Here is an 18,693-nt window from a genome sequence, read left to right as displayed (position 1 = left end):
CTAGGACAGCAGGGGCTTCAGCTCGTAGTGGACTTCGTACGCCTCACACCAGCTCAATTGCTCGAAATTTCGTTACGCCACCAGACGTGCATCCGAGGCGGGTCCAGCTACCACCCCTCCTCGACAGGATACGAATGAGAGGAGTGCAGTATCCGGCCGCGACGAAATCGCAACCGTCCCGACCTGCTGTCATTCCACGCGGACACGCCGACAACTTCCGGCTACCCGCAGTGAAGCAGTAGAAGACGTGCAGACCGAGGGACGGCGCCGCGCTACGCCTGGCCAAGGTCGCGCAGCGGATCATGTCGATCTCAAACTACCGCGGATCTTACCGAGGGCGACTCTCGTAATTTTCAGTCTTCGCACCACTATCGTTGCTAACGATAATGGTCACGAGGGAGCGAAACTGCTCACGCGTGGGAATGAACCCGGTACTGAGAAAAGCCACGATGTATCCGTCGAACAGCGCAATTACCGCACGTGCGGTGTTCGAGGAAACCCCCAGTTGCGCTTCGACGCCCTGTAGCAGGCCCTCCCAGTAGATCGACGAATGGCCACGCCAATCCGACCGACGACTGGCGACCAACTGCAGTTCGAACAGAACTCGGTAGGACTCGGCCCGCTCCGGGACCGTACCGAAGAAGCCGTTCACGACGTTTTCGATCTCGTCATCCAAGGAACCCTTCGCCACATGAGGTCGGGTCGCAGGATCCAGAATGAACGCTTCGAACAACGCACGGAATGTCGCCGACAGGAGTGCGTCCAGGGTCGAGAAGTAGTATGTCGTGGCCGAAATCGGCAGGCCCGCTTCGTCGGAGACTGCGCGATGACTGATGCCCGCGATACCGTCGCGAATCAGCAGCCGCACCGTGGCCTCGATCAGTTTGCGGCGACGATCCGGACCACGTACCTCAACCTTCGGCACGAACACACTCTTCGGCATCACTGCCGGACCGCCTTCCCAACCCACACAAAATACGCCGCCATACTCTGCGACAGCGCCATAGCAGTATAGCTGCGCTCGCGAAGCGGCAATCGGGACCGCGTATGCGAAAGAGGCTGCGGTCCGGCGGCGCCAAAGGTTCCTCACCCTGCAAGAGCGTGCGCGTCAGCCGGTCTGACGCCACCCCTGCCCGATATGAGTGGCACAGACGAATCCGCTCAGAACTCGAGCATGTTGTCCCTGAGGGTTCGACCCTGATACTCGGAGCGCACGGCTCCCAGACGCTGCAGAGCGGGAACGAGCTCGTCAGTGATGACGTCGATGCTGCTGGCCAGATCACCCCCCTCAAGGAGGAAGCCGTCGCCTCCAACCTCGTTGATGGCATCCGCCATCTTTTCCGCGATTTCCTCAGGGGTTCCGGTGAGATCCAAGCCGCCCTCGGCTCTCATGCCGCTGGAGAAGACCTGGCGGAGCGTCGCTCCCTGGGCGCCGGCTTGCTTCACGAAATCCAGCGCTGAGGTGTGACCACCGGCAGTCATGTTCTGATCCATAGGGCCATCGAGGTCGTACTGCGAGAAGTCGACATCCATCGTCGACGCACCCATGGTGATCGCGTACTCGAACGACGCTTGGTCCATACGTTGCTGCGTAGCCTCATCGAGTACGGGTGCAGTTCCGGCAAAGTGAAGCCCGTTGGCAAGGTAGATGATCTTGATGTCGTCGGGGTTGCGGCCGAACGACTCGGCGCGCCCACGAATATCCTTGCGCAGCTCCCTCATTCCTTCGAGTCCGCCGGCCGTAAGACCGATGACCATCTCCGCATTCTTGGCCGCGAAACTACGTCCACGATCTGACGCTCCTGCCTGACTGAGGAACGGTGCGACTTGAGGAGACCTCAATGTGTTGAGGGGGCCCCGCGACTTGAAGTACTTGCCGACGTGATCGACTGTGTGGACCTTGGTGAAGTCGACGTAAACGCCGGTCTCTTCGTCCGCAACGAGGGCTCCCTCTTCCCAAGATTCCCACAACTTGACGGCAAGTTCGACATACTCGTCAGCGATCGCGTAACGCTCCGCGTGGGGCGGCAGTGCATCGAGACCGATGTTCTTGGCTGCGTTGGTCTCACTCGAGGTGACGATGTTCCAGCCGACACGACCACCCGTGAGGGAGTCGAGCGTGGAGAACAAGCGTGCAAGCACAAACGGTTCGTAAAACGTCGTGGAGGCAGTCGAAATGAGACCGATATTCGATGTCTCGTGAGCCATCAAGGGCAGCAACGGGAGTGGATCATGCTTCGGCGCGAGAACCGCATGCTTGAGATCCAGTTCCATCGTGTCACCGAACTTGTCAGCGACAACGGTCGTGTCCTCGAAGAGGACGAAGTCGAACTTTGCGGCTTCCAACTTCTTGGCAAGATCGACGTGGTAGGACCCATCGGGCCAATTCGCCCCAATCGACTTCTCGGTGTCGAGAGCCCACGCGGGCTTGCCGAACTTGGTGAAGTAGCCCAGGTGAAATTTGGTATTCGTCATACAAGTTGTCCCTACAAGAGGCTGAGGAAGGCTGAGGAATCGCTCACGATGCGGCGTGAAGCGATAAAATCACGCTAGCAATTTTTTGTGACATTTGTGTCGCGTTATCGTTAACTTCGTCGAGAGTTTTTCGGTCACACGCATCAACCTCCCGTTGCAGACTACCCTCGACAGTGAACGATCGATCGACATACCACCTGTTTAAACGTGTATTTATCTGGTTCAGGCCACTGGAATTCAAGGCCCTCGGGTCCGGCGCCCCGATCGCCTGGGACGAATATACGTAACATGGCCGTAACAAATTATTACTTGTTTGGCATCCGCCCTGTCGTAGTGTTGCTCAATACGACGTCGTCACCTATCGATTTCGGTGACACCGGCCGAGGTCCCGTGTAGACACTGGCCGTGTCGCGCTGCTGGGGAATCCTTCAGTAGTCACAATCGCCTACTCGAAGGGAGTTACCTGTGTTCGATCTACATGGGCATACAGCGCTGGTCACAGGAGCCGGACAAAGTGTGGGCGCGGGCATCGCTACAGTGCTGGCTCGACAGGGCGCATCGGTAATCGTGAACGACTTGCACGCGGACAGGGCAGAGTCGGTTGCAGCGAAGATCACCTCGGAGGGCAATCGCGCGCTCGCATCCGCCTGGGACGTAACCGATTACGAAGCGACGATCGAACACATTCGCGCCGCCGAGACCGAACTCGGTGGCCATGTCGACATCTTGGTCAACAATGCCGGCATAGCGGAGGGGCGGTGGAACCTGCCCTTCCGTGAACTGACGCCGGATCTGTGGCGACTGCCCATCGACCTGAACATCTACGGCTCATTGAACTGCACCAAAGCAGTCATCGACGGGATGTGCGAGGGAGGATGGGGACGAGTTGTACAGATCTCATCCGGGTCGGCGCGTGCGGGTGAGAACATCAACGTCTCCATGTACGCGACCGGAAAAAGTGGCATAGAGGGATTCGTGCGACATCTCGCGGCGGAGACAGGCCAGTATGGCGTCACCGCGAACATCCTCGCCCTGGGCGAGCAGAGGAACCTCGCTGACGTCATGCCGCCAGAGGTCATCGAACACATCCTGGCGGCAATTCCGATCGGACGACTGGGCGAGCCCGAAGAGATCGGCGCAGCGTGCGTCTACCTGGCATCCGACGAATCCGGCGGCCTCACCGGACAGACAATCGATCTGAACGGCGGTTCCCAAACGCGCTGACGGCGTGAGCCCTGTCCTCGTCGCCCCGTCCCTGCCGCGGGGGCCCAGGGCAGCGCTCGACCCAGGATCTGAAATATGCCTGGCTGCAACATATCTCGAGCCCGTCTGGAATCGAGCACTGCTTCTACTTTCATCAATCTGTGAACAGTCTGAGTAATCGGTCCGCTTGCCGCGTCTGGACCACTCGCGTATCGAGTCTCAGAGCCAACATCCAAGGAGATTTGTTCCATGTCCCTCACCGAACCGGCTTCCACGTCGATGCGACCAGTGGCCAGCGTCCATCCTCTCGCATCACTCAGCGGAACTGAGATCGACGCCATCCGTGGAATAGTCGAAAGAACACCCGACTTCACAGAGAGCACTCGATTCGCCTACGTGGGTCTCGAGGAACCCGTGAAGGCCGATTACCTGGCGTGGGAGGCCAGTGGCGGTCCACTGCCGGACAGGCAGGCCCGGGTCTGGTTGCTGGATCCCAGCACGGGATTGTCCGTCGACCGAGTGGTCTCACTGTCATCGAGCAGCGTGGTCAAATCGGCTGCCGTCGACGGCTCGAAAGGCCGACTGCCGGTCCTCGACTCGGAACAGGGCAAGATCATGACGATCCTCGCCGAGAACGCTGCGTGGACAAAGGCTCTGAGCTCCCGCAACTTGACGCCGGCGGATGTGACGGTAATCCCGCTTCCGGCCGGAAACTTCGGATACGAAGACGAAGACGGCAAGCGCATCGTGAGATGCCTGGCCTTCAAGCAGGACCATCCCAAGGATCACCCCTGGGCGCACCCTGTGGACGGCCTGTCGGCATATGCCGATGTCGATACTGGAGCCATCCTGAAAATCCTCGACGTGCACGAGTTCGCGGTGCCAGCCGAGGGCGGAAACTACGACGATCCCGAAGTGCAGGGTCCGCCGCTGGAAGGACTCAAGCCGATCAAGATCACTCAGCCCGACGGGGCGAGCTTTTCGGTGGACGGTGAGCATGTCACATGGGCGAATTGGAAACTGCGTATCGGATTCGACGTGCGCGAAGGTCTCGTCCTTCACCAAGTGAGCTTCACAGATAAGGGTGTCCAGCGCCCCGTCATGTATCGTGGATCGATCAGTGAGATGGTCGTTCCGTACGGCGATCCGGGCCCTAATCGTTTCTGGCAGAACTATTTTGATGCCGGTGAGATCATCTATGGGCGCTTTACGAACTCGCTTACGCTCGGCTGCGACTGCGTTGGCGAGATCAAGTACTTTGATGGGGTTTTCGCTGACGAGTCTGGAGTGCCACGCCTTATTCCGAATGCCATCTGCATGCACGAGGAGGATTATGGTTCGCTCTGGAAGCATACCGATCCGTTTACCGGAGCCCACGAGGTCCGTCGAGCACGCCGGCTGGTGATCTCGTTCTTCACCAATGTCGGCAACTACGATTACGGATTCTTCTGGTACCTCTATCTGGACGGGACCATCGAATGCGAAGCGAAACTAACGGGCATCCTCTTCACCTCTGCGTATCCGGGTGACGACGAGAACGGCGAGAAGTACGCATTCGCATCCGAGGTCGCTCCTGGCCTGGGCGCCCCGTATCACCAGCACCTCTTCGGCGCGCGCCTGGACCTGAGCGTGGACGGGACTGCGAATGTGGTCAACGAGATCGATGCAGTGAGACTTCCAGTTTCTCCGACCAATCCGCACGGGAACGCGTTCACCAAGTCCGTCACTCCGATCGTTTCGGAGCAAGTTTCCGGTCGTACATCCGACGGCAGCAAGGGACGAGTGTGGCAGATCGCGTCGACCGAAGCAACGAACAGACTCGGGTATCCGACTTCATATGTCTTGCATCCGACTGACAGCCCGACCTTGATGGCCGACGCCTCGTCGTCCGTCAGCTCCCGTGCCGCATTCGCCACCAAACACCTCTTCGTGACCGAGTACGACCCGGCCGAGCGTTATGCCGCAGGTGATTTCGTGACGAACAGTCCTGGCGGCCAGGGCATCCCGGACTTCATTTCGGGCGACGCTCCCCTGGTCGGAAAGGACTTGGTCCTGTGGCACACCTTCGGACTGACGCACTTTCCCCGTGTTGAGGATTGGCCCATCATGCCCATGGACTACGCAAAATTCAGTCTCCGCCCTTACAACTTCTTCGACAAAAACCCCACTTTGAACGTACCGCCGCCGGCGGTCGGTCAAGACGACTGCGGCGGAGACAGCGCTGCGAACTGCCACAAGTCCTGAGTTACAGGCCGGGCCCAATGTCAACCAAATGGGACGGTCCTGCGCCGCGGCCGGTCCGGGAACCGACAGTTGGTTGGTCTTTCGGACGGGCCGCGCGGTTAGGCGCCTTCACCATCGCGCTCGCCAATGCGGCAATACACGGCTCGATGCTGGGCACGATGCCTTTCGTCCAATCGGCATTGTGGGCCGCGATGACATTGGCGTGTATTGCCTGCGGCGTGCATCTGGTGCGACGCGCATCGGCGGGCGCTTGGGCAATGACGTCGCTGATGTCCGTGGGAATGGTCGCGGTACACCTGCCCGGATCGCACGACTCCGGTCATCACCATATGGACATTGTTGCGGGCGGTGATGTGGGCCCGATCAGCCCCAATGTTCCCATGCAGGCTTCGCTGATCCTGACAGTCACCGAACTGGCCCTGGGGATGATCGGGTTGTGGGTATCGACATCTCACGGCCGATGGTGTCATTCGGAGAAGCAGACCGAGCATGAGGAGCCGCGGTCGAATCCGTCGCCGACAAACTCGGTATCGGAACAGTGCAGACGCTGCTCAATTGGATTCGGAGCGCACAAACTGATGCCGGCGAGCGGCCTGGTGTGACGAGCGAAATGGCGGCGGAGATGCGCAAGCTTCGCGCTGAGAATCGGGAACTCAAGCATGCCAACGAGATTCTGAAGTCGGCGTCGGTTTTCTTCGCAGCGGAGCTCGACCGCAACAACAAGTGATCCTCGACTACATCAACCGATACAAGAGTGAGTACGGCGTCGAGCCGATGTGCAGGGTGCTCAGCGAGCACGGCTGTTCAATTGCGCCGTCCACCTACTACGAGGCCCGCAACCGTACTGCGTCGCGGCGGGCCGTGCGCGACGAAGAGCTGAAGATCGAGGTCAGCCGTGTGCATGCCGAGAATTATTCGGTCTACGGCGCACGCAAGGTGTGGCTAGAAATGCGTCGAGAGGGCATCGAGGTCGCGCGGTGCGCGGTCGAACGGTTGAAGGGTGTTCTCGGGCTCGAAGGTGCCCGTCGAGGCAAGACCAAACGCACCACCATCGCCGATCCACAAGGACATCGCGCGGACGATCTGGTGCAACGAAAGTTCAACCCGATCGCACCGAACATGTTGTGGGTAGCCGACTTTACCTACGTTTCGACATGGTCGGGTTGGGTGTACTTCGCGTTCGTCTTCGACGCGTACTCACGCCGAATCCTCGGGTGGCGAACCGCGACGACGATGACGACACCGTTGGTGCTCGATGCCATCGAGCACGCGATCTGGACCCGACGCCGAGAGGAGATTACGGATCTGTCGGGGCTCATTCACCACAACGACCGAGGGTCGCAGAACACGTCAATTACGTTCACCGACAAACTCATTGAGGAGGGTATCGATGCCTCGATCGGGTCTACCGGGTCGAGCTACGACAACGCTCTCGCCGAGACAATCAATGGGCTCTACAAGACCGAACTGATCAAACCTCGCGGGCCGTGGCGAACGGTCGAACATGTGGAAATCGCCACGTAGGAATGGGTGGACTGGTTCAACCACCGACGTCTCTACGAGCACTGCGGCGATGTGCCGCCGGCTGAACTCGAGGCGTTCTACTAGGGTGAACACAGAACGACGCGAATTGCGGAGTTCTCAAATCAGTAAGTCTCCGGACTCGCCGGGATGCTTCATACTGCCTCAGCGGCTTCCTGCGGGTTTAAGGGTGCGTTTGCCCATCCATATACCGGACGATTTCAACCGCGTTAACTGGAGAACATCGCAGTCCCTGAGATAACGCCGTCGGCCACACGATCTGTAACAGCAATGCGGCGCCGTGAACGGCGGAGGAGAACTGGTCCATCATCGTCTTCCGCGTCGCTGCCGGCCAATAACATCCAGGTCTCCGAGACCGCTGCGGCGCGCAGTCCGTCCGAGCCGACCGGTGCTGTTCTAACACATTCGGACGCGTGAGGGCTGAAGCTGCCCTCTGTCTACATGCTGAGGTTGCTGGAGACATCCGATCCCGGCGTCGTTCGCGCCGAATAGTGCAATCTGCCCTGACGACGCAGTGAACGCGCTCGCCTCCCCAGCAGGGCGCCCCCGATGGCGAACACCGCGACCCCTGCCATGGGGATCACCGCCATCAATGCCACCGTGTGTACTGCATCCATGCGCTGAATTCTACGTTGCAGGTCGTTTCCGGCACCTTCACTTCTTCGACTCCGAGGTTGTGACGTCCGGTGTGCCAGTTCAGGAGACGCCTGCGATACCAGCGAAGGCCGCCGGGGTCCCTAAGCTCACCGATCAACAGTGGATCGACCGATACGATGGAATCAATCGCAGGTAGCGCCCCCCCCCCCCGGTCTCGCCCTCCCCTCCAGCGCCCTGACATGCGCATTCGACGGCGACGGTACCGCCGCTATACGGGTGAGCCGCGCTGGGGCAACAAAGGGTCAGATCACCAGAGCACTTCCTGCTTCGGATGGCATTTCCTGGGGACCCTGGCCGACGTAGTGGACCTCGAGAGGACGTCCCGCCGGCCCACCCGAGGAGAACTGGGCTGTGACGATCACATTGACCAAGGTGCTCCAGGCAGGTTCGTGATCCTGCCGCCTGCCCGGCAGGTCAACGGGTACACGGACGTCACCGGCCTGTCCGCTGTCTGGACGCCGTAATCGACGACGCTTCCGATCACGAACTGTTTCGTACCCGGTTTAGGCACGAATCCGCAATTCTTGGCAACTAGCTCACGCTGCGACGGCGGTCTCGAGCGCTGCGAGGGACTGTGTCTTTCGGAGTGCTTGGAGTGATTGTGCGAGCAGTCGGGAGACGTGCATTTGGGACAGACCGACCTTCTCAGCGATTTCCGCTTGGGTCAGTTCGCCGAAGAATCGGTAGAGCACGATGGTGCGTTCTCGTTCAGGAAGTGCAAGTAGCGCCGGTCGGAGAGTTTCATGGTTGTCGATGCCTTCGAGGGCAGAGTCGAAGTCTCCCAGGGTGTCTGCGATCGAACGTCCGTCGTTGATGGTTGCCGCATCGAGGGACGCTGCGTGATAGGAACCTCCGGCGGCGACGATCTCGGCGATCTCGGCAGGTTCCACTGCGAGTTCTTTTGCCAGTTCCGGCACGGTTGGTTCGCGTCCGAGGGCTTGAGTGAGGGAAGACCGGGCCTTGTTGAGCGCGAGATAGTTTTCCTGCAGCGAGCGCGGAACACGAACGTCCCAGCCGCGGTCCCGGAAGTGTTTGCGCACTTCACCTACCATCGTCGGAATCGCGAAGGCGAGAAAATCCTTGCCCTTGGCGAGATCGAAGCGGTGCACCGCACTGACCAGACCAACGCTGGCGGCCTGTACAAGCTCTTCGTGGGCTTGTCCGCGGCCACGGTATCGCAATGCGATGTTTCGGGTCAGCGGTAGACACGACTCGATGATCTGCGTGCGTAGACGTTCGCAGCGTTCGTCATCGTTCGGTGTTGAAGCCATCTGTTCGAATAGGGCCGCAAGGTGCGTGTAGTCGGCGTCTCGCGTGTGGGTGCTCATGAGAATGCCAACCCCTCTCCCCTGGCGATCACCTGCGAGGAACGCCGCGGAACAGTAGATCCTCGCTGAAGTGAAGACACCGTCGAGGTGCCGAAACGGCGTACGCATCGTGTTGCCGACATCGTCGTCTCCTTCATTTTCATTCTCGGGTGTTGATCGACTGGCGAACGCTCCGGAAAACCATCGCCGCCGCCAGAGCGAACACAGCCCCGGAGAGTGGACCGGCGAGCGCTGAATCGACTATTCCGCCCAAGATCACGGCAATGACCATCATCACGACGACATCGATCGTCACCGCCCGCCACGACATGCGGATGACGCGGAGCATCACGGGGATACGCCCTGTGAGCTCCGCGGTTCCCCTCGCCGAGCAGGTGATGCTCAGGCCACCGTGGGTGGAGGACATGGCAGTGGTCATTCGTGCTCCCGACGTGCGAGTGCTCAACGTGCATCTGAGTTATTCGCCGTCGTAAATCTATATCAGTCGATACAGATAAAGGGCAACACGTGGGGCAGTGATCGAAGGAACGAAAGTCGAACGGCCGAGTCCATAGAGCCCACGAACACCTGAAATCAGCCTTACGACCATCTCCCCCGCGCAAAATGGTCTCGCGGGTGAAAGAAATCTGTATCAACGAGCATCAGATTTGAGTTACCGCGAGCGAAGGGAACGGCGCACCGACATGTTAAAGTCGAGAAATATTCGGCGGCATTGAAGGAGAGTGCTGGGGCATTGAAGGATGCAGCGCACGCCAACAGAGGGGTCTACGGAATCTCCGTGATGTCGGAACTGTCCGGAGTCGGCCCACAAACCTTGAGACTCTACGAACGTCGGGGACTATTGACCCCTGCACGCACCAGCGGAGGAACGCGGCGCTACAGCGCGGCGAACCTCGACAAACTCCGCCGCATTACCGCGTTGATCGGCGAGGGAATCAACTTGGCCGGAATCGGTGTCATTCTCTCATTGGAAACCGAGAACGCTGTCCTTGCTGCGCGGATTGCTCAGCTAAGCGAAACGTCTGGGGAAGCACAACCGGAAGTTACGCCCGAGGCTGTTCAGCCCAGTTCGCCGGTATGACGAAGGCTGCCGAATTCCGCGTCGGCAACGATGATATTTCCGCAAGCTTCAAGGTATTCGACTGCGGAATCGAAGGCGTCGATGAGCCACGGTTTCTTCACCTCGGCGAGTAGCGTGTCCGTGTCGTCTTCACCGGCTTGAAAGATACGCACCGACCAGGATTGCTGGCGTCAGGTTCGTCCCACAATCCTCGCGGAGCGTTCGTGGCCAGGACGTAGCGGTTGTACTCGAGGTCGACGCGAATGGCGTAGTGGCCTTCCACATTGACGACGTTGGCGGGCCGTTGGGACGCCGCGGCAAGTGCAGTCAGCGCGTCGTCGTACATCTCGGAAAATTTCTTCGTGAGAGGCATGCCGTCCTACCCGTGCGGAACACCGCCACGCACCAGGCGAGGCGTAAAGACAACCTTTTGCCCCGGCATCGACCAGGAACTGAAATGCATCCTACCTCTGAGCAGCCCACGCCACTCGGAGCGTCCCAGTCGGTGAGCCTCACCCGGCCATCATCTGGCTTCCTTCGGTTCCTCGTTGACTAGTGGCTTCGACGGCAGCCTGTACGAAGATGCAGGTCATGGTATGCGCGTGGCGTCGGCGCTAACCACGAAACCTCCGGTCGGCACTGATAGCAGTGTCCGAACGAGAACAAGTAATTTTCGGTCGAATTCGTCGAAGGACACAACGAAATTCGCCGGTGGACACGGAACCCTGGCAGCAAACGTAGTTCGGTAACGGCGACTGCCGAGAACTCTATAGGCGAGCCTGCCCGAGTTCAGGGGGTGGGCGGCGCTGCCCCAGCTACAGCAGACCCGTTGTCGTTTCCTACCTCACGTTGTGCGCGCAAAACATCACGATGACTGCGCAGCGATAACCGTCCGACCGCTGCCGCTCCGAGGAACAAAATCACCGCACCGAGGCCCTCGAAGAACGCCAACTGCTGCACAGCCCTCATCGCAGGTTCGGTCGCCGCCGGCGCCCCCGCCTCCCCGAGATGCAGCACCGGCGCCAGGACCGGGCCCACAATGAACCATGCGCCACCGACGACCGCCAACCACGCCCCGAGGCTGGCGACAGCGCGATTCGCACTCAGCAACAGCAAAATCCCGCCGATCACGGTGACCAACCCGGGGAGCACTTCGAGCCAACCCCTACCGGAGCTCCAAGTCCATGCTTGATCCGGCACGAAAGCGAACGAGAAGTACGGTCCCACAAAGGGAATGAGCGCTCCCCAGAGTCCGAGCACAATCAGCAAGATACCGCTGACAGCGCCCCGGCTGCGCGGCACCCACATCCGTCCGGGCGGTCTCACATCGTGAACCGTTCCGACCACGCGTTCTCGACCTCCGGCATCGTCGATGCGAACGTCCTCACCATCTTTTCGAGATGCGTTCCGATCAAACATGTTCCACTCCTCAGCCGTGACAAGTGAGATACGCATGGACGTGGGAAGTGCGACGACCGGGACCGCCGACTGCGGATCGCTTGTGCGCCGCGGCCACGAGCTGCGACACCCTCCCTAGCTTCGGCAGTTCACCTCGCAGCCAGACAGATCGGGTTTTCGAGACCGGCCCCCAGCATCCAGACGCCGGGTCAGTAGTAGTGCCGCCGACCACCTACAGCATGTCCGGCGGCACCAAGCGCGAACAGAACGACTCCAACGACCACAAGAATGATTCCGATCGTCCACAGAATCGAGATCCCAGTCAAGAAACCGACGATCAACAAAACAATTCCAAGAATGATCATGGCATCCTCCTTCAGCCGATCACCCATAGAGATCGACGTACCCGCTGGTCAAAGCCCTCAAACAAGATGGATGGACTGCGCGCGGGTAGGTGGTGGCCGATGCGACCGACTCCTCACTCGACTGTTTTAGGGTGATGACATAAGGCGCCCTGTTTTCCGGTTTGTTCGTGACCGACGGGGAGCACCTGTACGAGGCCGACGCTTAAGCGTTATCGCGAACGACCCGGCGAGAAGCCACGATCTACCTCACTCGTCAGCTTCCTTCGAGAGTCCTCGTCGATGCCTCGGACTGCCGGAGAGTGTCGGTCAGTGTCGCGCAGAACGCCGGCAAATCATCGGGTTTGCGGCTCGATATCAAGGTATTCGGTCCTGAAGTACAGACGACCACTTCTTCGTCTACCCACGTGCCGCCGGCGTTCGTGATATCGGTACGCACGCTAGGCCATGACGTCAGTGTGCGACCGGCCACCACGCCAGCTTCGACCAGTGTCCAGGGGCCGTGGCAGATCACTGCAACAGGCTTGCCTGCATCGAAGAGACTCCGGGCGAATGGCCACGGCCTCGGGATTCATGCGGAGGAGATCGGGGTTGGCTACACCACCGGGAAGTACAAGCGCGTCGTATTCCGACGATGCCGTCGCTTCGACCACCGCGTCCACGTCGAAGATGTCAGCCTTGTCGAGATGGTTGAATGCCTGGATGGTTCCGGATTCTGTCGAAACAATCGATGGCTGAGCGTGTTCGGCAACCAATGCATCCCACGGGTCCGTCAACTCGATCTGTTCGACTCCCTCCGTCGCCACGAGGAATGCAACTTTCTTTCCTTCGAGTAACTGGCTCATGCTTGAACGTCCATCCTCATCCTCATCCTCATCACCTCTTCTGACATCTGCTCAGCTGGATGCGCCCTCGGTGTCGTCGAAGAACGACCATTCGCCATCATGGTGAACTTCCATGCGCCATCCCAGTTCTGAGTTGTCGGCGCGGGCGTCTACGAACCAAGCATGTGCATCGTCAGCGCTCTCGATGCCGCGCGTCGCGGTGACGTCGCCTGAAGGATTGATCACTCTGTAATTAGCCATTCGGGCCGACTTCCCCAGCGGACGTTTCTTCAATCATCGACCGCGAGGACGACGAATCAACCCGCGTCGGCACCATGTGCGCCAGGCCGCCGGCAGGATGCGTCTTTACTCCGACTGCCCGGTTCGCCTTGAGGGTTCGGGGATTGTCGCTGATGGGCGACCTGAGCCGGGAGAAACAGATCTACGACTTGGTGATCCCTGCATGTCGGCGATACGCAAACCGTCGGCGATCATGTCGCACGGAGGGGCGAAGCCATCGGAAGTCGAGACACATCACAACACACATGCCGATACTGAGCATCACTAGCAACAGAACAACATTTAGCACCGTATTTCCATCCTTCTGTCCGGGTCCGGTGTCAGGCTGCGGTCACGCCGCGAAGCGCGGTGGGTGTCGATTCGCGCATTGCCGAGGCCGTGGAAATCTTGGCACGCGGCAACTCTCCGACATTCCTTGCTAAACAACGGGATCCAGTAGACCCGATTCCCAAGATCTCGCGCCACCACCTTTCGCGATCTTCGGATTCCGTCCACACCACGACGTCCACCACAAGTCCTCCTTCACCGACACTCGACTTGTTACCCAGCTCATGCATTGACGAAACGTGACTTCACGCGCGGCGGGTCAACGCAGTTCCGGCGGCGTCCCGAGTGTGGGCGCGAAAGCATCGGGTTGCGCGATGCCCGCCGGGCCCGAGGCAGTTACGTGGGCAGCAATCGCCCACGATCGTCGTAGCGTTGCACATGCGGCCCTTGACTGCTTCCGCCGTTGGCGGCGATTGCAGCCAGAATCGCCTGGTTGCCGGACTGAAGAATTCGTCGCCGCCCGATCCGTCCGCGAGCGTCATCTTGAATCGCTCCATCACGTTACCGTCGTTTCAATGGGAAAACTCCTCGTAGACAGGGGGTTCGATTTTCCTACCTCAGTCGGCCGCGGTCGGTCCTTCCTGCCTGGACCGGCGTCAGAGTCTCCCGATGAACCCTCAACTGCGACGTCAGGTCTTCGTCGTTCGCAAAGACCAGGCGCCCGCCGTCGAGTGCGATCGCCCACCGCCGCACCGGAGCCCAGTCCCGCCCCGCCCAACCCCGGTCGATGACCAGGTCCGCGTAATCCTCGATCACCACACCCGCACATGTCCGGCTTTCAACAGCACCGGAGCTGGGCATCGTGAAACCGCAGGCGGAAACCCCCTGCGTCACGTCGCCTCCTTTCGATCCTATGTCGATCATCTGCCCGATTCCGACAGAGCAACTCCCGGCAACCGCCTCGGGACGTCGGCCACAACGACAGGATCCAGACTGACTGCTGGCGATATTTATCGCTAATACTGTTCAAGATAGGCGGCACGAGCACGCAGAGGACGTCGGTTCGGTCCCTGCACAATGACACGCAAATCGCACCCAATGATCCGAAGCCTGCCACGTGATGCTGTTGCGGCGGTCGCAATGGGCAAGATGAAAGGCCGTCAGCACGAACTCGCCACCGAAGAACGCGCCCACCCTGCCGCTGATATACGGTGAGCAGCGGTTCAAAAACGAAACCTTTTGCAAGAAAACGGGTTTGAATCGAACAGCTCTGTACGCGAATATCGAAACGGCCAGGAAGGAACGGAGTCGAAAACCGGACGGCCCTGCCTGCAGCTAAACCTCTCCATGTCCGGTGTCGATCATTCCTCGCCACTAATAGCCCTCGCACTCAGTCCGGCGAATGCCACAGCCTCGTTCATGTTTTCCACAGCGCGGGCATGCGTGGAGAGTTCCGCACGGGCGGATCGCACCGCCGCACCGCGACCGCGCTCCCCCGACTCAGGCAACGCCGAACCCTCAGCTCGAATCGGCTCCCCGTCGCCCGAGGCGGAAGCGGCGCGTTGCTCCCGCTCATCCTGCGCGCGAAGCAAAGACTGCGCCTTCGACGTATTTCGCATCAGAACGTCCTCCCAGAACCATTAATACAGGCCACGACCTCCTGGCTCACCCCCGCCCAGCAGGCAACTATCACCACACACCGAACCGTCACACTCACAGAAGAATATCTACCGCACCCACAGTAGATATTCTCCCGAAGCTGTTGTAACTTGTATCTCGTAGCAAGGAACGAATCCAGAGGTGCGGGAGACGAACTACCCGCAAGCAGTACCGCAGGGCAGGGACGTGCCGGGGCTGAAAGTTATTGTGAATGTGTCGATCAGGCCCCGGCACCCTCTTCCAAGCGGCTACCGGACATGCTGTGCGAGTCCGGTAGTTCGAGAGAATGCAGTTTGTTGTTCAGTGAAGTCAGTTCAACCCCCATCCGGCCCCCGGCGCACCCCCGCGCCGGGGGCCCCGTCCATTCCAGTGAGAGAAGACCGCCATCACGGCAGAGCGGCCCGTCGGCGAACTGTCCGGCAAGCTCGACAACGAAGACTATCCCTCCTACAGCATGGGCCACGCCGCCGAAATCCTCGGCGTCCCGCAACGATTCCTCCGCAGCCTCGACGCCGCGGAACTCCTCGCCCCCGGGCGCTCCGAAGGCGGACACCGCCGCTACTCCCGCAACCAACTACGCATCGCCGCACGAGCCCACGAACTCGTCACCGCGGGCACCGCACTCGACGCGGCCTGCCGCATCATCTTCCTCGAAGACCAACTCGCCGAAGGCCCGATGCCTCCACACCGAACTCCAACAGCGGCAACGCAACACCGAACTGGCACCCGGCACTTAACTTCGGCTCAAGCGGTCGCCCGTGGCATCTACGGCGTGCATAGGCGGATGGCGATCCCCGGTTGGCGCAGACGATCGCAGTATTCGTTTCGTGTTCACATCGGCCGAGCACTTCTGACAATTGCAAGCTCTGACACCCGTTTGCGAATCAAGAGGTTGCTGCGCACAAGTCGGCTTTCGCGCCCTATTCCGCAGGTTGAATCCCTCTAATTCCATGCCTACCGTTCGCCCCTTCTGCAGGTAGGGATCTCGTGTCTTTTGGGTGCAGGTGGGCGGTCCCATCGTCGGCACCCGCTAGATCCTCGCCGACAAATTGCGAGGCCCGAAGGAGTACATAGATTTCGCTGCTGCGATATCGGCGGTGCCCTCCGACCGTTGTTGTAAATCCGATCTTTCCCCCTCGCGCCCATCTCGTGATCGTCTTCGGGTTGACATCGAACAGCACGGCCACTTGCCCGGGGGTCAACCACTGTTCCGCGCCTGCTGCTCGCTCCTACGTTCATGCAATTGCCGCCGCTACCAGCAGCGCGAGCGCTAGTACTGCGGTCCCTTCGGCAGCACGGACGAGCCGATCACACTCTTCTCGACAACCGCCGACGAGGGCAGATATCTGGAACACCACAGAAAGCACTCCGGTGCCCACACCCGAGAGTGCAAGAATCTGTCGAGTGTTCGTCCCGGATCCCGCTCGTGATCGAGTAAGTCGGCGGCCGATCAACAGCGCAATCGAATGAGCTGTCGGTGCGCCGAGTCCTCTGGGGGCTTCGGTCGGCACGAACGCCATGGGGTCCACGAGGAAACTGTGCACTGTCCTACTCGCCGGCTCCTTCGTTTCCGCTCCATTGCTCTGCGCGCGAGGGATGGGCCGAGAACCCGCGGGTCAAGCCGAGTGCGTCGAATTCATTGTCCCAGAGTGAAAGTCGACTTTCATCGGCGACAACCCTTCCCGCCCTGATCTCACGGACAAGGTCACGTCCGGTCACCGCACCGGCGGCGTGCACGCCGCTGAGCATCGATCCGACGGTCCCGGGTCCCCACGCGGTACTAGTGCCGACCATCAGCAATCCATCGATCGCGGTGCGGTTTCTGGGACGCAGCGGTCCTGCCTGGTCGAGGCGGAGGGCAAGCCCGAAAGGCGCCCCGTCGGTGTTACCCACAAACCGGGTCTGGGTAGCGGGGGATCCGAGTTCGGACAGACGCACCCGAGTCGACGATCCTGGGTATGCCTGCTCCATGCGTTCGAGCATCCCGTCGAGCACAATCTTCTTGACCTCGTTGTAGGTACGGGATTTCCGATACGCACCTGTGTCCACGTCGTGGTCGGTATACCCCCATAGTTTCGGGTCTGACGGGGTGATGGTCTGAACCTCGATGGTGGAATGCCCCTGCGGGGCCGCGGCGCGATGTTCGGGATCGCGGCGTGAGGACGATTGCAGGAACATCGGTTGCCCGCCGGCCATTGCCTTCGCCCAGTCCTGCGCGTTGTCGAAACCTTTGCCGTCGATCACTCGGCGAGAGAACTGAGCCAGAGACAGCAGGGAGCTTGCTGAGTCCCAATTCGGGATCGCGAAGTAGTTGCTGTTGGGTTGACTATTCGTATCGAACTCGACCCCGAAGAACCCGTTGATCAGGGGGTGTGACATCTTCCACCGACGCACCTGCTGACGTTGTGGGAACGGTAGGTGTTCGACACCGACGAGTTCGGTGTACGTCTTGATGATGTCGGCGTCGGAGATCACGACAGGGGCCGAGAGGATTTCACCGTCGGCGAGACGCACGCCGGTTACGCGCCGATCCTCGACGAGTATGCGAGAAACCTCGGCATTCGTCCGGACGTGCCCACCGTGCGTGGTGATGACGTCGGCGAATCCGGCCGCGAGGATCTGTCCACCACCGCGCGGGTAGTAGGCGCCGCCGCCGACATAGTCCTGATAGAAACCAGCCATCGCTGCGGTGGGAATCGACAGTGAGCTGGATGCGAGTGCACCGCATTGAACCGATAGCGCCAGGACTGCACGAGTGGAGAAACCACAGGAGACGAGCATCGCGGCATAGGGCATCGCGAGAAACGGTGCTGCCCAGCTTGATCCGGAGACCCACTGCGCCATCAGCGCAACAGGACCCGGATTACCTCGCCTGTCGAGTCCTTCAGCGAGTTTATGCATGATCGCGTGGAATCGTCGAACGGCTTTGTGCTCGTCGGGAAAAGCTGCGAGTAACTCTGTCAGGAAGGCGTCCCACCCGAATGGCACGTTCAGCGCGAAATCTGGTGCGATGATGCGATCGAAAGCGCCGGCTTCCAGCGGCAGCCATTGAATTCGGTCATCGAGAGCGAGACCACGCATCATTGTGCGCACTATTCCGTCTGGCCCACCGTCGCCGACGTAGTGCACTCCGCAGTCGAATTCCCACGAACCACGGCGACGGAACACATGTGAGGAGCCTCCGAGAGCCGAATAGCGTTCGAGAAGCAGCACTCGTTTACCTGCTGCAGCGAGGTAGGCGGCCGCAGACAGTCCGCCCAGTCCGGATCCGATGACGATTGCGTCAAGGTTGGTGTTCGACGTGTGCGGCGTTTCCACGTTAAGCACCTTCGTTTCGTGTGGTTCGTTCGAATGGGGTTGGAGGATCCGGAGCT

General features: G+C 60.1%; 19 protein-coding genes and 4 pseudogenes. 6 read left to right on the top strand and 17 right to left on the bottom strand.

The genetic code is table 11. The features are described from left to right. Positions 1–328: 328 nt before the first annotated feature. A complete protein-coding gene (locus H351_RS30135; protein WP_144440162.1) occupies positions 329–1,090 on the bottom strand; it encodes a TetR/AcrR family transcriptional regulator in 762 nt (253 codons plus the stop codon). Between the two features lie 71 nt (positions 1,091–1,161). Next, entirely contained in the window at positions 1,162–2,475 is a 1,314-nt protein-coding gene (locus H351_RS30130) for an NtaA/DmoA family FMN-dependent monooxygenase (RefSeq protein ID WP_029256853.1), read from the bottom strand. A 465-nt stretch (positions 2,476–2,940) separates the two neighbouring features. Here H351_RS30130 and H351_RS30125 point away from each other — a divergent pair, with 465 nt between their 5' ends. The 4 genes and pseudogenes from H351_RS30125 to H351_RS30110 all read left to right on the top strand — a co-directional run. Then, positions 2,941–3,699: an SDR family NAD(P)-dependent oxidoreductase gene (locus tag H351_RS30125; protein ID WP_029256854.1), complete on the top strand. Its 759-nt coding sequence runs from the start codon at positions 2,941–2,943 to the stop codon at positions 3,697–3,699. Positions 3,700–3,927: 228 nt separating this feature from the next. Next, on the top strand, positions 3,928–5,922 hold the full coding sequence (locus H351_RS30120) for a primary-amine oxidase (RefSeq protein WP_037119999.1): 1,995 nt from the start codon (positions 3,928–3,930) through the stop codon (positions 5,920–5,922). 17 nt (positions 5,923–5,939) lie between these two features. Continuing rightward, positions 5,940–6,524, top strand: coding sequence for a hypothetical protein (locus tag H351_RS32015; protein WP_144440161.1), 585 nt, complete (start codon positions 5,940–5,942; stop codon positions 6,522–6,524). After that, positions 6,419–7,530 (top strand): annotated as a pseudogene (locus H351_RS30110) (IS3 family transposase); the annotation flags it as partial. The gene H351_RS32015 and the pseudogene H351_RS30110, both read left to right, overlap by 106 nt. Before the next feature lie 371 nt (positions 7,531–7,901). Here H351_RS30110 and H351_RS30105 read toward each other — a convergent pair. From H351_RS30105 to H351_RS32010, 3 genes are all read right to left on the bottom strand, one after another. Then, the gene (locus H351_RS30105; protein WP_029256857.1) at positions 7,902–8,081 is read right to left on the bottom strand and encodes a hypothetical protein; all 180 of its coding nucleotides are present in this window, start codon (positions 8,079–8,081) and stop codon (positions 7,902–7,904) included. A gap of 576 nt (positions 8,082–8,657) precedes the next feature. Beyond that, positions 8,658–9,449 carry a SigB/SigF/SigG family RNA polymerase sigma factor gene (locus H351_RS30100; protein WP_029256858.1) on the bottom strand — a complete coding sequence of 264 codons (792 nt, stop codon included), beginning with the start codon at positions 9,447–9,449 and terminating at the stop codon, positions 8,658–8,660. A gap of 139 nt (positions 9,450–9,588) precedes the next feature. Next, positions 9,589–9,867, bottom strand: a complete 279-nt coding sequence (locus tag H351_RS32010; protein WP_144440160.1) for a hypothetical protein — start codon at positions 9,865–9,867, stop codon at positions 9,589–9,591. A gap of 363 nt (positions 9,868–10,230) precedes the next feature. On the opposite strand from H351_RS32010, the gene H351_RS30090 reads away from it, so the two are divergent. Further along, positions 10,231–10,530 carry a MerR family transcriptional regulator gene (locus H351_RS30090; RefSeq protein ID WP_051636615.1) on the top strand — a complete coding sequence of 100 codons (300 nt, stop codon included), beginning with the start codon at positions 10,231–10,233 and terminating at the stop codon, positions 10,528–10,530. Here the strand turns inward: H351_RS30090 and H351_RS30085 are convergent. The 9 genes and pseudogenes from H351_RS30085 to H351_RS32005 all read right to left on the bottom strand — a co-directional run bounded on the left by H351_RS30085 (position 10,509) and on the right by H351_RS32005 (position 15,872). Continuing rightward, positions 10,509–10,882: pseudogene (locus H351_RS30085) on the bottom strand (hypothetical protein). The gene H351_RS30090 and the pseudogene H351_RS30085 sit on opposite strands and share 22 nt — an antisense overlap. Positions 10,883–11,298: 416 nt before the next feature. Next, positions 11,299–11,928 carry a hypothetical protein gene (locus H351_RS30080; RefSeq protein ID WP_059016431.1) on the bottom strand — a complete coding sequence of 210 codons (630 nt, stop codon included), beginning with the start codon at positions 11,926–11,928 and terminating at the stop codon, positions 11,299–11,301. 188 nt (positions 11,929–12,116) lie between these two features. Continuing rightward, on the bottom strand, positions 12,117–12,272 hold the full coding sequence (locus tag H351_RS32395; RefSeq protein ID WP_007734736.1) for a DUF6131 family protein: 156 nt from the start codon (positions 12,270–12,272) through the stop codon (positions 12,117–12,119). 253 nt (positions 12,273–12,525) lie between these two features. Continuing rightward, positions 12,526–13,114, bottom strand: a pseudogene (locus tag H351_RS30070) (type 1 glutamine amidotransferase domain-containing protein). A gap of 51 nt (positions 13,115–13,165) precedes the next feature. Beyond that, on the bottom strand, positions 13,166–13,354 hold the full coding sequence (locus H351_RS30065; RefSeq protein ID WP_029256861.1) for a hypothetical protein: 189 nt from the start codon (positions 13,352–13,354) through the stop codon (positions 13,166–13,168). 611 nt (positions 13,355–13,965) lie between these two features. After that, a complete protein-coding gene (locus tag H351_RS30055) occupies positions 13,966–14,217 on the bottom strand; it encodes a hypothetical protein (RefSeq protein ID WP_029256863.1) in 252 nt (83 codons plus the stop codon). A 55-nt stretch (positions 14,218–14,272) separates the two neighbouring features. Beyond that, positions 14,273–14,521: a hypothetical protein gene (locus H351_RS30050; RefSeq protein ID WP_244891550.1), complete on the bottom strand. Its 249-nt coding sequence runs from the start codon at positions 14,519–14,521 to the stop codon at positions 14,273–14,275. A gap of 500 nt (positions 14,522–15,021) precedes the next feature. Beyond that, complete coding sequence (locus H351_RS30045; RefSeq protein WP_029256865.1) at positions 15,022–15,279, bottom strand: hypothetical protein; 258 nt, start codon at positions 15,277–15,279, stop codon at positions 15,022–15,024. A 260-nt stretch (positions 15,280–15,539) separates the two neighbouring features. After that, on the bottom strand, positions 15,540–15,872 hold the full coding sequence (locus H351_RS32005; protein ID WP_162492725.1) for a hypothetical protein: 333 nt from the start codon (positions 15,870–15,872) through the stop codon (positions 15,540–15,542). Here H351_RS32005 and H351_RS33010 point away from each other — a divergent pair. After that, complete coding sequence (locus H351_RS33010) at positions 15,774–16,265, top strand: MerR family transcriptional regulator (RefSeq protein ID WP_420876505.1); 492 nt, start codon at positions 15,774–15,776, stop codon at positions 16,263–16,265. The genes H351_RS32005 and H351_RS33010 overlap by 99 nt on opposite strands. Before the next feature lie 88 nt (positions 16,266–16,353). Here H351_RS33010 and H351_RS32695 read toward each other — a convergent pair. The 3 genes and pseudogenes from H351_RS32695 to H351_RS30030 form a co-directional block, all read right to left on the bottom strand. Next, a pseudogene (locus H351_RS32695) lies at positions 16,354–16,521 on the bottom strand (helix-turn-helix domain-containing protein); the annotation flags it as partial. A 33-nt stretch (positions 16,522–16,554) separates the two neighbouring features. After that, a complete protein-coding gene (locus H351_RS30035) occupies positions 16,555–16,848 on the bottom strand; it encodes a hypothetical protein (protein WP_144440157.1) in 294 nt (97 codons plus the stop codon). A 19-nt stretch (positions 16,849–16,867) separates the two neighbouring features. Beyond that, on the bottom strand, positions 16,868–18,637 hold the full coding sequence (locus tag H351_RS30030) for a phytoene desaturase family protein (RefSeq protein WP_051636537.1): 1,770 nt from the start codon (positions 18,635–18,637) through the stop codon (positions 16,868–16,870). Positions 18,638–18,693 lie beyond the last annotated feature (56 nt).

The organism is Rhodococcus erythropolis R138 (assembly GCF_000696675.2).
GTDB lineage: Bacteria > Actinomycetota > Actinomycetes > Mycobacteriales > Mycobacteriaceae > Rhodococcus_F > Rhodococcus_F erythropolis.
The sequence above is the reverse complement of the archived record's forward strand: the minus strand, read 5'-3'. Positions and strand labels throughout refer to the sequence as shown.

Excerpts from the sequence above, each read along its gene's own strand:
- H351_RS30130 (WP_029256853.1), bottom strand. The coding sequence starts at position 2,475 with ATGACGAATACCAAATTTCACCTGGGCTACTTCACCAAGTTCGGCAAG.
- H351_RS30120 (WP_037119999.1), top strand. The coding sequence starts at position 3,928 with ATGTCCCTCACCGAACCGGCTTCCACGTCGATGCGACCAGTGGCCAGC.
- H351_RS32015 (WP_144440161.1), top strand. The coding sequence starts at position 5,940 with ATGTCAACCAAATGGGACGGTCCTGCGCCGCGGCCGGTCCGGGAACCG.
- H351_RS30105 (WP_029256857.1), bottom strand. The coding sequence starts at position 8,081 with ATGGATGCAGTACACACGGTGGCATTGATGGCGGTGATCCCCATGGCA.
- H351_RS30100 (WP_029256858.1), bottom strand. The coding sequence starts at position 9,449 with ATGAGCACCCACACGCGAGACGCCGACTACACGCACCTTGCGGCCCTA.
- H351_RS32010 (WP_144440160.1), bottom strand. The coding sequence starts at position 9,867 with ATGACCACTGCCATGTCCTCCACCCACGGTGGCCTGAGCATCACCTGC.
- H351_RS30090 (WP_051636615.1), top strand. The coding sequence starts at position 10,231 with ATGTCGGAACTGTCCGGAGTCGGCCCACAAACCTTGAGACTCTACGAA.
- H351_RS30080 (WP_059016431.1), bottom strand. The coding sequence starts at position 11,928 with ATGTTTGATCGGAACGCATCTCGAAAAGATGGTGAGGACGTTCGCATC.
- H351_RS32395 (WP_007734736.1), bottom strand. The coding sequence starts at position 12,272 with ATGATCATTCTTGGAATTGTTTTGTTGATCGTCGGTTTCTTGACTGGG.
- H351_RS30065 (WP_029256861.1), bottom strand. The coding sequence starts at position 13,354 with ATGGCTAATTACAGAGTGATCAATCCTTCAGGCGACGTCACCGCGACG.
- H351_RS30055 (WP_029256863.1), bottom strand. The coding sequence starts at position 14,217 with ATGGAGCGATTCAAGATGACGCTCGCGGACGGATCGGGCGGCGACGAA.
- H351_RS30050 (WP_244891550.1), bottom strand. The coding sequence starts at position 14,521 with ATGCCCAGCTCCGGTGCTGTTGAAAGCCGGACATGTGCGGGTGTGGTG.
- H351_RS30045 (WP_029256865.1), bottom strand. The coding sequence starts at position 15,279 with ATGCGAAATACGTCGAAGGCGCAGTCTTTGCTTCGCGCGCAGGATGAG.
- H351_RS33010 (WP_420876505.1), top strand. The coding sequence starts at position 15,774 with ATGGGCCACGCCGCCGAAATCCTCGGCGTCCCGCAACGATTCCTCCGC.